15 protein-coding genes are annotated in these 13850 nt (G+C 68.6%); 8 read left to right on the plus strand and 7 right to left on the minus strand.

Annotated features, from left to right (window positions below; translation table 11 throughout):
* Nucleotides 1-46 precede the first annotated feature (46 nt).
* The 7 genes from E4191_RS14055 (at nucleotide 47) to E4191_RS14085 (ending at nucleotide 6723) form a co-directional block, all read left to right on the plus strand.
* Complete coding sequence (locus tag E4191_RS14055; RefSeq protein ID WP_135313954.1) at nucleotides 47-1201, plus strand: LLM class flavin-dependent oxidoreductase; 1155 nt, start codon at nucleotides 47-49, stop codon at nucleotides 1199-1201.
* Between the two features lie 2 nt (nucleotides 1202-1203).
* Nucleotides 1204-2094, plus strand: a complete 891-nt coding sequence (locus tag E4191_RS14060) for an aldo/keto reductase (protein WP_135314489.1) — start codon at nucleotides 1204-1206, stop codon at nucleotides 2092-2094.
* A complete protein-coding gene (locus E4191_RS14065) occupies nucleotides 2091-2597 on the plus strand; it encodes a flavin reductase family protein (RefSeq protein ID WP_135313955.1) in 507 nt (168 codons plus the stop codon). Before E4191_RS14060 ends, E4191_RS14065 begins: the two co-directional genes overlap by 4 nt.
* 76 nt (nucleotides 2598-2673) lie before the next feature.
* Nucleotides 2674-3267: a TRAP transporter small permease gene (locus E4191_RS14070; protein ID WP_135313956.1), complete on the plus strand. Its 594-nt coding sequence runs from the start codon at nucleotides 2674-2676 to the stop codon at nucleotides 3265-3267.
* Nucleotides 3267-4559: a TRAP transporter large permease gene (locus tag E4191_RS14075; protein WP_135314490.1), complete on the plus strand. Its 1293-nt coding sequence runs from the start codon at nucleotides 3267-3269 to the stop codon at nucleotides 4557-4559. Before E4191_RS14070 ends, E4191_RS14075 begins: the two co-directional genes overlap by 1 nt.
* Before the next feature lie 20 nt (nucleotides 4560-4579).
* Complete coding sequence (locus tag E4191_RS14080) at nucleotides 4580-5626, plus strand: TRAP transporter substrate-binding protein (protein WP_135313957.1); 1047 nt, start codon at nucleotides 4580-4582, stop codon at nucleotides 5624-5626.
* A gap of 86 nt (nucleotides 5627-5712) precedes the next feature.
* The gene (locus tag E4191_RS14085) at nucleotides 5713-6723 is read left to right on the plus strand and encodes a YeiH family protein (RefSeq protein WP_135313958.1); all 1011 of its coding nucleotides are present in this window, start codon (nucleotides 5713-5715) and stop codon (nucleotides 6721-6723) included.
* Nucleotides 6724-6793: 70 nt separating this feature from the next.
* Here the strand turns inward: E4191_RS14085 and E4191_RS14090 are convergent, their stop codons facing one another.
* A complete protein-coding gene (locus E4191_RS14090) occupies nucleotides 6794-7396 on the minus strand; it encodes a hypothetical protein (RefSeq protein ID WP_135313959.1) in 603 nt (200 codons plus the stop codon).
* 376 nt (nucleotides 7397-7772) lie between these two features.
* Between E4191_RS14090 and E4191_RS14095 the strand changes: the two genes are divergently transcribed.
* Complete coding sequence (locus E4191_RS14095) at nucleotides 7773-8147, plus strand: pore-forming ESAT-6 family protein (protein ID WP_135313960.1); 375 nt, start codon at nucleotides 7773-7775, stop codon at nucleotides 8145-8147.
* Between the two features lie 47 nt (nucleotides 8148-8194).
* Here the strand turns inward: E4191_RS14095 and E4191_RS14100 are convergent, their stop codons facing one another.
* The 6 genes from E4191_RS14100 to E4191_RS14125 all read right to left on the minus strand — a co-directional run bounded on the left by E4191_RS14100 (nucleotide 8195) and on the right by E4191_RS14125 (nucleotide 13832).
* Nucleotides 8195-9421, minus strand: a complete 1227-nt coding sequence (locus tag E4191_RS14100; protein WP_228461335.1) for an AI-2E family transporter — start codon at nucleotides 9419-9421, stop codon at nucleotides 8195-8197.
* A 158-nt stretch (nucleotides 9422-9579) separates the two neighbouring features.
* Nucleotides 9580-10806, minus strand: coding sequence for a saccharopine dehydrogenase family protein (locus tag E4191_RS14105; protein ID WP_135313962.1), 1227 nt, complete (start codon nucleotides 10804-10806; stop codon nucleotides 9580-9582).
* Nucleotides 10807-10844: 38 nt separating this feature from the next.
* On the minus strand, nucleotides 10845-11939 hold the full coding sequence (locus E4191_RS14110) for a carboxynorspermidine decarboxylase (protein WP_176562747.1): 1095 nt from the start codon (nucleotides 11937-11939) through the stop codon (nucleotides 10845-10847).
* A 153-nt stretch (nucleotides 11940-12092) separates the two neighbouring features.
* Nucleotides 12093-12488, minus strand: coding sequence for a hypothetical protein (locus E4191_RS14115; protein ID WP_135313964.1), 396 nt, complete (start codon nucleotides 12486-12488; stop codon nucleotides 12093-12095).
* Nucleotides 12489-12498: 10 nt separating this feature from the next.
* Nucleotides 12499-13284: a DUF6478 family protein gene (locus E4191_RS14120; protein ID WP_135313965.1), complete on the minus strand. Its 786-nt coding sequence runs from the start codon at nucleotides 13282-13284 to the stop codon at nucleotides 12499-12501.
* A 194-nt stretch (nucleotides 13285-13478) separates the two neighbouring features.
* Entirely contained in the window at nucleotides 13479-13832 is a 354-nt protein-coding gene (locus E4191_RS14125) for a 4a-hydroxytetrahydrobiopterin dehydratase (protein WP_176562718.1), read from the minus strand.
* Nucleotides 13833-13850: the final 18 nt, after the last annotated feature.

The raw sequence follows: 13850 nt of genomic DNA on the forward strand, positions 1-13850 counted from the left end.
ACAGGGCTATGCAAAGGGAAATCCGGCGCTGTCCTGGGAGGAAATCATGACCGTCGTTCCCGTCACCTCGGCCGATCTGAGCGAGGTCGAGGTCGCCTGGTTCTCGGCGCTCTGTTCGGACGATTACCGCCATCTGGGCGTGCCCGACGGGTCGCTGCGGTCGTCCTGGGCGCATTGCTCGGCCATCGTCAGGGCGGCCGAATCGCAGGGCTTTGGCAACATCCTGTGCCCGTCCAGCTATCAGGTGGGTCAGGACACGCTGTCCTTCGTGGCGGGCTGCGCGCCCATCACCCAACGCATCAACCTGCTGGCCGCGATCCGCTGCGGCGAGATGCAGCCGATCATGCTGGCCCGAACCATCGCCACGCTGGATCACATGCTGGAGGGCCGCCTGACGCTGAACATCATCAGCAGCGATTTCCCCGGCGAGACCGCGCCCAGCCCCTTCCGCTATCAGCGCTCGCGCGAGGTGGTCGAGATCCTGAAGCAGGCTTGGACGCAGGACCGGATCGACTATCACGGGCAGGTCTATGACTTCACCGACGTGGCGACCGATCCGGCCAGGCCCTACCAGACCGGGGGACCGATGCTGTATTTCGGCGGCTATTCCCCCGATGCGCTGGACCTTTGCGGGCAGCATTGCGATGTCTACCTGATGTGGCCCGAAAAGACCGAGGACATCGCCGACCGCATGAAGGCCGCCCATGCGGCGGCTGAGAAATACGGTCGCACGCTGGATTACGGCTTTCGCGCCCATGTCATCGTGCGCGACACCGAGGCCGAGGCCCGCGACTATGCCCGCGACCTGGTCAGCCAGCTGGACGACGACCAGGGCCGCGCGATCCGCGAGCGGGCACTGGATTCGGGCTCGCTTGGCGTGGCGCGGCAGGCCCGCAACCGCGAGCTGGCCGATCTGGAAGGCTATGTCGAGCCGAACCTGTGGACCGGCGTGGGCCGGGCCCGGTCGGGCTGCGGCGCGGCCATCGTCGGCTCGACCGATCAGGTGCTGACCAAGCTGGAGGAGCTGCAGAAGATGGGCATCCGCGCCTTCATCCTGTCCGGCTATCCCCATCTGGACGAGGCCGACCATTTCGGCAGCCGCGTGCTGCCGCAGATGCGGACCTGCCAGCTGAACCGCGCGCAGTGCCGCGTCCCCGCCACCACCCCCCCAACGCCCCTGGGCACCGGCGAAAGGCGCTGATGATGAACCGCGTGACCCTGACCGACGATCTGAGCCTGTCGCGGCTCGTCTATGGCATGTGGCGGATCGGCGACGATCCCGACACCAGCCCGGCCCATGTGCAGGCCAAGGTCGAGGCCTGCCTGGCCCAGGACATCACCACGATGGACCAGGCCGATATCTATGGCGGCTATACCGCCGAGGCGATCCTGGGCCGCGCCCTGCGCGCCGCGCCCGGCCTGCGCGACCGGATCGAGATCGTGACGAAATGCGACATCGTCGCGCCGATGGGCAAATACTCGGATGCCGCCTGCAAGCATTACGACAGCTCGGGCGACCATATCCGGGCCTCGGTCGAAAATTCGCTGCGCGACATGGGCACGGACCGGATCGACCTCTTGCTGATCCACCGCCCCGACCCGCTGATGGATGCGGACGAGACCGGCGCCGCGCTGGACGATCTGGTCGCCAGCGGCAAGGTCCGCGCGGTGGGCGTGTCGAACTTCCGCCCCTGGGACGTGGACCTGCTGCAGGGCGCGATGCAGGCGCCGCTGGTCACCAACCAGATCGAGATCTCGCTGGCCGCGACCGCGCCCTTCACCAACGGCGATCTGGCCTTCCACCAGCGCCGCCGCGACGTCGTCATGGGCTGGTCGCCCCTGGGCGGCGGTCGGCTGATGACGGACCAGGGCCCGCTCGGGCAGGCGCTGGACGCGATGGCGCAGGTCTTCGATGTGGACCGGTCGGCCATCGCGGTGGCGTTCCTGCTGCGCCACCCGGCGCGGATCCTGCCGGTGCTGGGCACCAATTCGCTTGCGCGGATCGCGCGGATCGCAGATGCCGGACAGGTCGATCTGAGCCGCGTCCAGTGGTTCCAGCTTTACCAAGCCGCCCTCGGGCAAGAGGTGCCATGACGCAGGCCACGCCGCACAGCTTCGTTCCCGACCCGCAGAACGGGCGGCTGCTGCGCGACGCCTTCGGGCGCTTCGCGACCGGCGTCACCATCGTCACCGCCGCCAGCCCCGAGGGCTGCGCCGCGATGACCGCCAACAGCTTCTCGTCGATCTCGATGGACCCGCCGCTGGTGATGTGGTCGCCCGCGCGGGCCAGCTCGCGCCTGCCGGACTTTGCCGCGGCCGCGCATTTCGCCATCCATGTCCTGTCCGCCGACCAGGCCGACCTGGCCTGGGCCGTGGCGCGCAACCGCAATGCGCTGGACGAGGCGGGGCTTGCGCGCAACGCCCAGGGCGTGCCGGTGCTGGACCGCTGCCTGGCGCGGTTCGACTGCGCGCAGTTCGACATGCACGAGGCGGGCGATCACGTGATCATCCTGGGCCGCGTGCTGCACGCGCTGGTCAGCGAGGGGGCGCCGCTGGCCTTCTACGGCGGGCGCGTCGCCGGCATCGCGCCGGCCTGAACGATCGGTGCCGGGCGGGGTGAGGCGCCCCGGCACCGCGACTGCACTGCGACTGCACATGGGGGGAGAGGGCCGGATGAGCCTGCTACATGCCGTGATCCGGCCATTGTCCTGGATCAACGAACATCTGCTGCGCGCGGGGCGCGCGGTGGGCATCTTGGCCATCGGGGTGATGGTCGCGGTGACCATCGCGCAGGTCGTCGCCCGCTATGGGCTGAACAGCGCGCTGGCCTGGCCGGACGAGGCCGCGCGGTTCTGCATGCTGTGGATGACCGGGCTGATGGCCCCCACGGCCTTCCGGCGCGGCGGCTTCGTGGCGATCGACATGATCCCCGCGATGCTGCCCGCCACGCTGGCGCGGATCCTGAACCTGCTGCTGCTGGGCCTGTCGCTCCTGGTGCTGGTCGTGGCCGTGCAGATCGGCTGGCGCGAGGTCACCGGCCTCGGCGGCCGCTTCGCCAGCGCGTCGCTGTTCATCCCCACCTCGGTCGATTTCAGCACCTGGTACCGGGTGCCGCGGGCGTGGATGATGGCCTCGATCCCGGTGGGGCTGGTGCTGATGATCTCGGTCAATGTCGAACTGATCCTGCGCACCCTGGCCGATCTGGCGGGGGTGCGGGACCTCCCGCCGATCGAGGGGCTGGATCCCGGCCTGCGGGGGGCGGAATGATGGCGCTGATCTGGTTCCTGCCGCTGTTCCTGCTCTTCCTGATGGTCGGCCTGCCGGTGGTCTTCGGCATGCTGGCCGCCCCCGGCCTGATCCTGTGGCTGAACGGGCAGGAGCGCGACCTGACGCTGCTCTACCGCAACCTCTACAACGGGATGGACAGCTTTCCGCTGATGGCCATCCCCTTCTTCATGCTGGCCGGAGAGCTGATGAACCGCGGCGGCATCACCCTGCGGCTGGTCGAGTTCGCCCAGGCCCTGATGGGCCATTTCCGGGGCGGGCTGGCGCATGTGAACATCCTGTCCTCGATGCTGTTCGCGGGCCTGTCCGGCTCGGCGGTGGCCGATACCTCGGCGCTTGGGTCGATGCTGATCCCGGCGATGGAGAAGCAGGGATATACCCGCCGCTTCGCCGCCGCGATCACGGCGGCCAGCTCGGTCATCGGGCCGATCATCCCGCCCTCGGGGATCATGATCATCTATGCCTATGTGATGGGCGAAAGCGTCGCGGCGCTGTTTCTGGCGGGCATCGTGCCGGGCATCCTGGTGGGTCTTGGCCTGATGGCGGTCGTCAAGCTGATGGCCGACAAGTACGACTTTCCCATCGCCGCCCGCCGCCAGACCTGGCCGGAACGGGGCCAAGCCAGCCTCAAGGCGTTCTTCCCGCTGATGACCCCGGTCATCATCCTGGGCGGCATCCTGGGCGGGGTCTTCACGCCGACCGAGGCGGCGGCGGTGGCGGCGGTCTATGCGCTGATCATCAGCCTGTTCGTGCTGCGCACCATGACGGTCACCGACCTGCCCGACGTGCTGGGCCGCGCCGCGCTGACCTCGGCCGTGGTGCTGCTGCTGGTGGGCGCGGCCATGTCGTTCAAGACGGTCGTGTCGCTGTCGCAGACGCCGCAGATGATGGCCGACTGGATCCTGACGCTGACCGCCAACCCGCTGCTGCTGCTGTTGATGATCAACCTGCTGCTGTTCGTCGTCGGCATGTTCCTGGACGCGGGCCCGGCGATCATCATCCTGGCGCCGATCCTGGGCCCGGTCTTCACCGGCATGGGGGTGGACAGCGTGCATTTCGCCATCATCATGTGCGTCAACCTGACGGTGGGGCTGGCGACGCCGCCCATGGGGCTGGTGCTGTTCGTGGCCTCGGCCGTATCGGGCGAGAAGGTCATGACCATCGCCCGCGCCATCCTGCCGTTCCTGGCCGTCGAGGTCTTCGTGATCTTCCTGATCACCTATGTCCCGGCCATTTCCATGACCATTCCGCGCCTGACCGGGTTCGCGGATTAAGACCACCTAGGGAGGATACCATGCTGAAACCCGCACTGACCCTGGCCGCCGCGCTGATGCTGGCCGCCCCGGCCATGGCGCAGGAGTACACCCTGCGCGCCGTCGCCAATTCCAACGAGAACGACGAGGATTACGACGGCCTGCAGGTCTTCAAATCCCATGTCGAGGCGGCCTCGAACGGCGCCATCGCCGTCGAGATCTTCATGGGCACGCAGCTTTGCTCGAACGGGGCGGAATGCCTGCAGGGCGTGGCCGACGGGTCCATCGACGTCTACATCTCGACCTCGGACGGGGCGGCGGGGCTGTTCCCCTATCTGCAGGTGCTGGACCTGCCCTACATCATGGCCGACGACCGGGTGGCCGAGCGGGTGCTGTCGGGCGACTTCACCCGCACCCTGCGCGACATGGCGCTGGCCGACAGCGGCGACATGCTGCGGCTGATGACCATCGGCAATACCGGCGGCTGGCGCAACTTCGCCAACACCGAACGCCGCATCCAGACGCCTGCCGACCTGTCGGGGCTGAAGATGCGCACCGTGGTGGCCGACCTGCCGCAGGAACTGGTTCGCGCGCTGGACGCCTCGCCCACGCCGATCCCCTGGGCCGAGCTGTTCACCTCGCTGCAGACCAATGTGGTCGAGGGCACCGCGAACGGCATCACCGACATCATGTCGATGCGCTTCCCCGAGGCCGGGCTGCAATACCTGACGCTGGACGGGCACGCCTACATGGGCGCGATGTGGTGGATGTCGAACGAGACCTTCATGGCCATGCCCGAGGACATGCGCGCCATCGTGGTCGACGGCTTCTACCAGCTGCAGCAGGCGACCTTCGCCTCGCCCAAGCGCAAGTCCATCGCCGCCTACGAGGAGTTCACCGCCGGCGGCGGCGAGGTCTATGTGCCCACCGCCGAGGAGCGCGCCGCCTTCACCGAGGCCGCGGCCCCGGTCTATGACTGGTTCACCGGCAGCGTGGACGGCGGAGAGGAGATCCTGGCCACCTTCCGCGAGGCGGTGTCCCAGGCCGAGACCGAGCTGGCCGCCGAGCGCGCCCGCGACATCCAGTGACCCCGGGCGGGGGCCGTCATGGCCCCCGGTCGACCTTTCTGGGGGCGACCCTCGTCCCCACCCTTCCGATCTGATCCGGGATGCCGATGCCCCTGCCCCGCCTTGCCCAGTTGCCCGACCGCGCCCGCCTGCTGGCGCCGGGCCTGATGCTGGCGGTGACCGTCGCGATGGCGGCGCAGTTCCTCTCCAGCCATTACGGCGCCCCGGTCATGCTGATGGCGATCCTGCTGGGGATGCCGCTGCATGGGCTGGCCGAGGACAGCCTGGCCGGGCCGGGCATCGACTTTGCCGCGCGCGGGCTTCTGCGGATCGGGGTGGCGCTGCTGGGGCTGCGGGTCTCGCTGGACATGGTGGCGGCGATCGGCTGGCACTTCGTGGGACTGCTGGCCCTGTCCATCGGCGCGGTGATCCTGGCCTCGGTCGCGCTGGCCCGCAGGGTCGGTCAGGACCGGGCCTTCGGGCTGCTGACCGGCGGGTCGGTGGCGATCTGCGGCGCCTCGGCGGCCATGGCCATCGCCTCGGTCCTGCCCGCGCGCGAGACGACCGAGCGCGACCTGTCCTTTACCGTCATCACCGTCACCGCCCTGTCGACGGTGGCGATGATCGTCTATCCGATGCTGGCCTCGGCCCTTGGGATGGATCCGCACCAGACCGGCCTGTTCCTGGGCGGCACGATCCATGATGTGGCGCAGGTGGTGGGCGCGGGCTATTCCGTCTCGGACGAGACCGGCGACCTGGCCACGGTGGTCAAGCTGATCCGCGTGACCCTGCTGGCCCCGGTCGTGCTGATCGCGGCGCTGGTCCTGCGCCGCGCCAGTTCCGGCACGCAGACCCGCCCGCCCCTGCTGCCGGGCTTCGTGCTGGCCTTCCTGATCCTGGCGGCGGCCAATTCGGCGCATGTCGTGCCCGGGGTGGTGGTAGACGTGGCCTCGACCCTGTCGCGGGCGCTCTTGGTCGCGGCGGTGGCGGCGGTGGGCATGAAGACCTCGCTGGTGCGGCTGGCCGAGGTGGGCCCGGCCGCCATCGGCATGCTGCTGGTCCAGACCGCCGCGCTGGCCGCGCTGATCGCCGTGCCGCTGCTGCTGGGGCTGGTCTGACCCCGTTGCCCCGCGCATGAAAAAACCGGGCGCAGGGGCCCGGTCCTTCCGTCGTCTCGTGCGGTGCAGATCAGCCGTCGACGCCTTCATCATCGGCCGTTCCGTCCGTCTCGGCGCCGCCATCCTCGGCCTGACCGGTCTCGCCGGTCGTGGGCGCGCTCGGATCCACCGGGATCGTCTCGGCGACGGGATCGACCTCGTCACCCTCAATCGAGGCGGTGGGCGTGTCCAGCAACACGTCGTCCTGGCCGCTGAAGTTGGTCGAATCGACGGTCTCGGACACGGGCTCGTCGCCATCGGTCGAGGCTACGGTGCCGACCGGCGCCGCGTCGGTCTCGGGGGCCATCGGTGCGACGCCGTCGATCAGAACCAGCGTCCCCTCGGTGGGGCTGAAGACCATCTCGGTCGGCACGCCGCCGCGCTCGGCCGTGACGGCCAGCGCATCGTCGGTGCGGACGATGACGATGTTCTCATAGCCCTGCGCAACCAGTTCCTCGGCCACGGCCTCGTCGGTGTCGACGGTGGTCAGCGTCGGGAACTCGACCGCCTCCATGGTGGTCATGCCGGCGGGGGCCTCGGTCGTGGCGGTCTGCGCGAAGGATGCGGTGGCCATCAGCATGGCCAGAGCGGCGGCCTTGCCGCCCAGCTTGATCGTCTTGACGGGATTGGTCATTGCGGTCTCCAGTCCGTTGTTCGGGGTGCGGCAGCGTTGCCGCGATTGGACAGTCAACGGATGCGCGGGCCGCGAAGTTCACTCACGGGGCGATCACCCCCGCGTGTCCTGCGCCAAGCCGTTGAGCGCATGGCAGGTTTTGCCTGCCTGGCCTCAAGCGATCGTGCGCGGAAAGCGCGGCCCCTCACCGCCCGGTGGCTGGAATCCGCCCGGCCGCCCCCGCCCCGCACCGCCCATTCCGGCGGGGTTTCGCTGCCGCCGTGCGGTCTTGGCCCCGCGCTCTGGGCATTCCCGCAACGGCAGGTCTAGCAAGGGCGCCTCGCTGCCCGGCCTTTCGCCGGGTGGACGTCACGACCACAGAAGATGGAGACATGACATGATCCGCACCCTGACCGTCGCCTTGGGACTGGGCCTGCTGCCCGCCGCCGTTCTGGCGCAGGACATCGACACCGACGCCACCTACGAGGCCGCCCGCAACCAGCTGGGCATCCTGCAATACTGCCAAGATCAGGGCTTCACCGGCGCCGAGGCCGTCACGGCCCAAGGCCAGCTGATCGCCATGCTGCCCGAGGGCGACGCGACCGCCGGCACCACCGCCGAGGAGAAGGGCACCGAGGGCATGGTCGCCGTGGGCGAGGCGGAACTGTCGCTGGCCGACGCCGCCGAAAGCCAAGGGAACACCGTCGAGGTCACCTGCCAGCAGATCGAGGCCGCCGTGAACGAGGTCGCCCCGACCCTGCCCGCCGGCTGATCCGGACAGGATGCAGGAGGCCGGGTCCGCCGGCCCCCTGCGCTTGGTCAGACGCGAGGATCGTGCGGCGGGGTATCGAAGACCTCGGCGGTCGCCACGCGGGCGGTCGGCTCGTCCTCGGCCACGGCCCCGGCCTCGACCAGATCACGCGCCTCGTCCTCGTCCTCGCTGGCCAGAGCAGGCGGCGCCTCTCCGGCCAGGAAGTTGCCGAACTTCTCCCATCCGGGCACATGGTCGGCCAGCACGCGCATGACGACCAGCACCGGCACGGCGATGACCATGCCGATCACCGACCACAGCCAAGCCCACAGCGCCACGGCCAGAAAGACCACGACCGTGTTCATCTGCAGCCGGCGCGACACGAAATAGGGCGTGATGATCTGCCCCTCCAGCGAAGTGAGGCCCAGATAGGTCAGCGCGACCATGGCGGGCCAGAAGACGCCCGGCATCACCACCAGCGCCACCAGCGCGGCGATGGCCACCCCGGCGATGGCGCCCAGATAGGGGATGAAGTTCAGGATGAAGGCGCCCAGCCCGAACAGAAGCGCGCCGGGCATGCCCCAGGCCCACATCGCCAAGCCCACGGCCAGCCCCAGCCCGGCATTGATGATGGTGATCGCGCCCAGGTAGTTGCCAAGCGAATCCTCGATCTGGCGCAGCGCCAGATAGGCGCCCCGCTTGTCGCGCAGCCGGTCGAAGCTTTGCACGATCTTGAGATAGAGAAGGTCGCCCGAGGCGATCATGAAGAACAGCAGGATCAGCGTGAAGACCACCTGCCCCAGCAGCAGCGGCGTGGTGGTCGCGACCATGCCGAGCGTCGTCTGCCCCTCGGGCTCGATGCGGATGGCGGGGCGCGTGTCCTCGGCATCGTTCGCGGACTGCGCCTCGTCGATGCGCTGCGCCGCGTCGCGCAGGCCCGACAGGCTTTCCTGGACGTTCTCGAACTTGGTTTCCAGCTGCGCGCTGATGGTGGGCATGTTGTTCATCGCCCGGCTCAGCGGCCCGCTGGCGGCATAGGCGACGACGGCCACGGTCAGCAGGATCGACAGCGTGATCCCCGCCGCCGTCAGCACGTCGGGAATGCCCCGGCGCTCGGCAAAGCGGCGCATCGGCGTGAAGACGAAGAACAGCAGCCCCGCCATGGTCACCGGCATCAGGAAATCGCGGCCTGCCGCCACGGCCGAAAAGGCCATGATCATGAAGATTCCGATGATCGCCCAGTTGGCCAGTCGCGGCATGCGGCTGTTTTCGCTTTCCGTGAAGCCCGGAAACATCTGTCCCTTGGGACGTGGCATAAGACCCCCGATCGACGCCGTCACGCTGGCGCAGTTTCAGCGGCGAACGCGCGCGGCGGGCCGGTTGTTCCGACCCGCCGCGCCTTGGGCCTCAAAGATCACACGATTTCGTCAGGACGGACCGTGACGGCCGCCCCTTACAACGGATGGTCGCCCGAGGCGTCGATGACGCGGGTGGGCAGGCCCATCTCGCCCAGCAGCTCCAGGAAGGGCCGCGCGGGCAGGTCCTCGACATGGGCCATCTTGCCCGCGTCCCAAGGACCGCGCGCGATCAGGATCGCCGCCGCCACCGGGGGCACGCCCGCGGTATAGCTGATCCCCTGGCTGCCGACCTCGTCGAAGGCCTCCTTGTGGTCGGCGACGTTGTAGATGAAGACCTCGCCCGGCCTGCCGTCGCGGGTGCCCTTGACCAGATCGCCGATGCAGGTCTTGCCCTCGTAATCGGGCGCCAGGCTGGCCGGGTCGGGCAGGACCGCCTTGACGACCTTCAGCGGCACGACCTGCCGCCCGTCATCCAGCGTCACCGGCTGCTCGGACAGAAGGCCCAGCTTCTGCAGCACGGTGAAGACGTTGATGTAATGTTCGCCGAAGCCCATCCAGAAGCGCACGTCCGCCTGCGGATAGCGCGCGGACAGCGAATGGACCTCGTCATGGCCGGAGAGATAGGCGGTGCGCTTGCCCACGACGGGCAGATCCCATTCGCGGCCCACCTCGAACATGCGGTTTTCCTGCCACGCGCCCTTCTGCCAGGAATAGACCGTGCCGGTGAACTCGCGGAAGTTGATCTCGGGGTCGAAGTTGGTGGCAAACCAGCGGCCGTGGGATCCGGCGTTGATGTCCACGATGTCGATGCTGTCGACCGTGTCGAAATACTCGTCTTCGGCCAGACGCGCATAGGCATTGACCACGCCCGGATCGAAGCCCGCGCCCAGGATGGCGGTGACGCCGGCCTTGGCCACGTCCTCGCGCCGGGTCCATTCGTAGTTGCCGTACCAGGGCGGCGTCTCGCAGACCTTGGCGGGATCCTCGTGGATGGCGGTGTCGACATAGGCGGCGCCGGTGCGGATGCAGCCCTCCAGCACGGTCATGTTGATGAAGGCGGTGCCCACGTTGATGACGATGGCCGCGTCGACCTTGCGGATCAGCGCCTCGACCGCGCCCGCATCCATCGCGTCCAGCGGGTGGCTGGCGAAGGGCATGTCATGGCCCTTGTCGCGCAGGGTCCGGATGATCGCATCGGCCTTGGCCTGGGTGCGGTTGGCGATATGCAGGTCGCCGAATTCATCCGCCCATTGCGCGACCTTGTGGGCCACGACCTGGGCCACGCCACCGGCACCGATGATGAGCACGTTCTTCTTCGCCAAGTCAGTCTCCTTGTCGCGGGGTCGCAGAGGGGGCGCCGTCAGGACAGGCTGCCCTTGAATTCGTCATAGGAAAAGTCGCGGACGGTGCGGATGCTGCCATCCTCGTCGCGGATCGCGATGGAGGGCTGGGCCAGGCCGTTGAACCAGTTCTTCTTGACCATCGTGTAGCCCGCCGCGTCCGAGATGCTGATCCGGTCGCCGATCTGCAGGGGCCTGGCAAAGCGCGCCTCGCCGAAGATGTCGCCCGCAAGGCAGGTCTTGCCCGCCACCTGATAGACGTGGTCGCCCTCCTGCGGCAGCTTGGCATCCTCGCGATAGATCAGCAGGTCCAGCATGTGCGCCTCGGTGCTGCTGTCGACGATGGCCACCTGCTTGCCAGTGTCGAGGATGTCCAGCACGCTGACCTCCAGCGTGGTCGTCTTGGTGACGCTGGCCTCGCCCGGCTCCAGATAGGCCTGCACGCCATAGCGGTCCTGGAAGGCCTTGAGCCGGTCGGCCAGCCGGTCCAGCGGATAGCCCTCGCCGGTGAAGTGGATGCCGCCGCCCAGGGACACCCAATCCAGCCGCTCCAGCAGCCCGCCGAACTCGGCCTCGATCCGGGTCAGCTGGCGGTCGAAGAGGTCGAAGTCGCCGTTCTCGCAATTGTAGTGGATCATGACGCCGCTGATCCGGTCCAGCGCATCCTCCAGACGGTCCAGATCGGATTCGCCCAGACGCGAGAAGGGCCGCGCCGGGTCGGCCAGATCGAAGCCGCTGGTCGAGAAACGCGGGTTCAGGCGCAGGCCGGTGGCGATGCCCTGCGCGCGGGCGCCGTGGCGGTCCAGCTGGGTCAGGCTGTTGAAGATGATCTTGTCGGCATAGGACACGGCCTCGTCGATCTCGTGATCGGCCCATGCCACGGAATAGGCATGGGTTTCCTTGCCGAAGGTCTCGCGCCCCAGGCGCAGTTCATACAGCGAGGACGAGGTCGTGCCGTCCATGTAGTCGCGCATCAGGTCGAAGACCGACCAGGTGGCAAAGCACTTCAGCGCCAGCAGCGCCTTGGCGCCGGAGGCCTCGCGCAATTGGGCGACCTTTTCCATGTTGGCCCGCAACAGGCCCATGTCGATCAGGTAATGCGGCGTCTGCGGCAGGGTCATCGGCCAACCTTCCTGTGAAAGCGCAACGGGTTGCGAAGCCGCGATATAGCCACGCCCCCCGGTTTTCGCAAGGAAGCATGGCCGGGCCGTGACAGCTGCATGACAAACGGGCCTTAAGGCCCGCCGTTTCCCAAGCGGACGCGGCCTTTAGCCGGCGGTGTCGCGGGTGGCCAGGCGGCGCAGTTCGCGCTTGACCAGCTCCAGCTCGGCCCGCAGCGCCGAGATCTCGGCCGTCATGTCGTCGTCCAGCATCCGGCCCGCCATCAGCGTCAGCCGGTCCAGCACATGCCCGCCCGGCGTGCTGTCGGTGCCGCCCTCGCCGCTGTCGGTCTTCAGAAGCAGGGTCTGGATCCCGTCGCCCAGGGCCTGCGCGGGCAGGTCGACCTCGACCCGCCATTCCGCCTCGCCCGTCTCGGACAGGCGCGCCTCGGCCAGGACCTCGCCGTGCTGGACCAGCACGATGCGGGCCGGCGGGCCCTTGGGATCGGTCAGCCGTCCGCGCCAGACGCCGCCCTTCAGGCCATAGCTTTCGAATTGCGGCATCGCGGCCTCCTCAGATATGGGCGCGGGGGTGGCGGGACAGGATCACGTCCCGCAGAGAGACGGCGTTCATGTAGGGCGCCTCCAGGATCACGTCCAGCCAGGCCTTGTCGACCGAGCGCTGCGACAGCTCGGCATAGCCCAGGTCGAACTCGACCACCCGCTGGCAGCCCGGTCCCTCGATCGGGTCGCCCATCTGGCGCAGCAGCGTCTCGGTGTTGGGCCCCTGCTGGATGTTCAGCCGGGAATAGACGCGGATGGGCCGTTCGGCCTGCAGCATGGCGTCCAGCCGGACGATGTAATGCCCGCCCAGGTTTTCCAGCGCCTCGGGCGGCAGGGCCAGGGAAAAGGACAGGTAGCTGCCCGAGAAGCCCATCACCTCCAGCTTGATGCCGTATTCGGCCAGGTCGGTGGCCAGCCGGTTGCGGGTCTGGCACAGGATCAGCGCCCGCTCGGGGCAGTCGTGATAGAGCGCGACCTCCTCGGACAGCCACTTGCCGTCCGGGGGCGAGATCAGCGCCGGCAGCGTGCTGCGCGAGGACATCACCTGCGGGCGCCAGCGCCAGTCGGTCCCCGCCGGCAGGTCGATCCGCGCCAGCGAGTTGCCCGCCCGCACCGCCCGGGCATCGGCGATCTGCAGAAAGCGCGCCAGCACCTGCTGCAGGTCCCGCGCCTCGTCGCGCAGGTCGTGGTCGACCGGCTGCTGGCGCAGGGTCACGGTCTTGAGAAAGCGGTTCCACTGGCGGAAGGCGTTGCGGCGGATGCGCCCGGACAGCCAGCCCTTGTCATGCGTGGCCATGGATCGTCCCCCGGTTCGATAGGCCGGCTGCGGCAGGGCGGTGCCCGCACCGGTTCAGGCCCGGCACCCGCGCGGCTGCGGCCCGTCCCGGCCCGGTTTCGGCGTGGCGGCGATTCGTCATGCGGTCCAACCCATTACACGTTCCCCGGGAATAGACCGGCGGTCCTTGCAGGACAACCCATAGAGCGGCCCCGTCAGGCCAGCAAGGCATCCAGCCGCGCGGCGCAGATGAAATCGTTGTCGGTCAGCCCGCCGGCGGCATGGGTGGTGAAGGTGACGGCACAGTATCCCCACCCGAAGGCGATGTCGGGATGATGACCCTGCCGGTTGCCCAGCCAGGCCGCCAGGTTGGCCAGCTCGACCGCCTTGGCGAAACCCTTGACCTCGAGGCGCCGGGTGATGGCGCGGGCATCGTCCGACATCCGCCAGCCGGTCAGCCCGGCCAGCATCCGGTCGGCGGTGGCCGCGTCATGGGGCGCGGTTCCCGCCGCGCAGGGCGTGCAGGTGCGCGAGGCAAGATCGGGGGCGGCAGGATCGGGGTGGGTCATCGGCATCTCCCTTGGTGG

Source organism: Paracoccus liaowanqingii, from assembly GCF_004683865.2.
Taxonomy (GTDB): Bacteria; Pseudomonadota; Alphaproteobacteria; order Rhodobacterales; family Rhodobacteraceae; genus Paracoccus; species Paracoccus liaowanqingii.

Excerpts from the sequence above, each read along its gene's own strand:
- E4191_RS14055 (WP_135313954.1), top strand. The coding sequence starts at position 47 with ATGACCGTCGTTCCCGTCACCTCGGCCGATCTGAGCGAGGTCGAGGTC.
- E4191_RS14060 (WP_135314489.1), top strand. The coding sequence starts at position 1,204 with ATGAACCGCGTGACCCTGACCGACGATCTGAGCCTGTCGCGGCTCGTC.
- E4191_RS14065 (WP_135313955.1), top strand. The coding sequence starts at position 2,091 with ATGACGCAGGCCACGCCGCACAGCTTCGTTCCCGACCCGCAGAACGGG.
- E4191_RS14070 (WP_135313956.1), top strand. The coding sequence starts at position 2,674 with ATGAGCCTGCTACATGCCGTGATCCGGCCATTGTCCTGGATCAACGAA.
- E4191_RS14075 (WP_135314490.1), top strand. The coding sequence starts at position 3,267 with ATGGCGCTGATCTGGTTCCTGCCGCTGTTCCTGCTCTTCCTGATGGTC.
- E4191_RS14080 (WP_135313957.1), top strand. The coding sequence starts at position 4,580 with ATGCTGAAACCCGCACTGACCCTGGCCGCCGCGCTGATGCTGGCCGCC.
- E4191_RS14085 (WP_135313958.1), top strand. The coding sequence starts at position 5,713 with ATGCCCCTGCCCCGCCTTGCCCAGTTGCCCGACCGCGCCCGCCTGCTG.
- E4191_RS14090 (WP_135313959.1), bottom strand. The coding sequence starts at position 7,396 with ATGACCAATCCCGTCAAGACGATCAAGCTGGGCGGCAAGGCCGCCGCT.
- E4191_RS14095 (WP_135313960.1), top strand. The coding sequence starts at position 7,773 with ATGATCCGCACCCTGACCGTCGCCTTGGGACTGGGCCTGCTGCCCGCC.
- E4191_RS14100 (WP_228461335.1), bottom strand. The coding sequence starts at position 9,421 with ATGTTTCCGGGCTTCACGGAAAGCGAAAACAGCCGCATGCCGCGACTG.
- E4191_RS14115 (WP_135313964.1), bottom strand. The coding sequence starts at position 12,488 with ATGCCGCAATTCGAAAGCTATGGCCTGAAGGGCGGCGTCTGGCGCGGA.
- E4191_RS14120 (WP_135313965.1), bottom strand. The coding sequence starts at position 13,284 with ATGGCCACGCATGACAAGGGCTGGCTGTCCGGGCGCATCCGCCGCAAC.
- E4191_RS14125 (WP_176562718.1), bottom strand. The coding sequence starts at position 13,832 with ATGACCCACCCCGATCCTGCCGCCCCCGATCTTGCCTCGCGCACCTGC.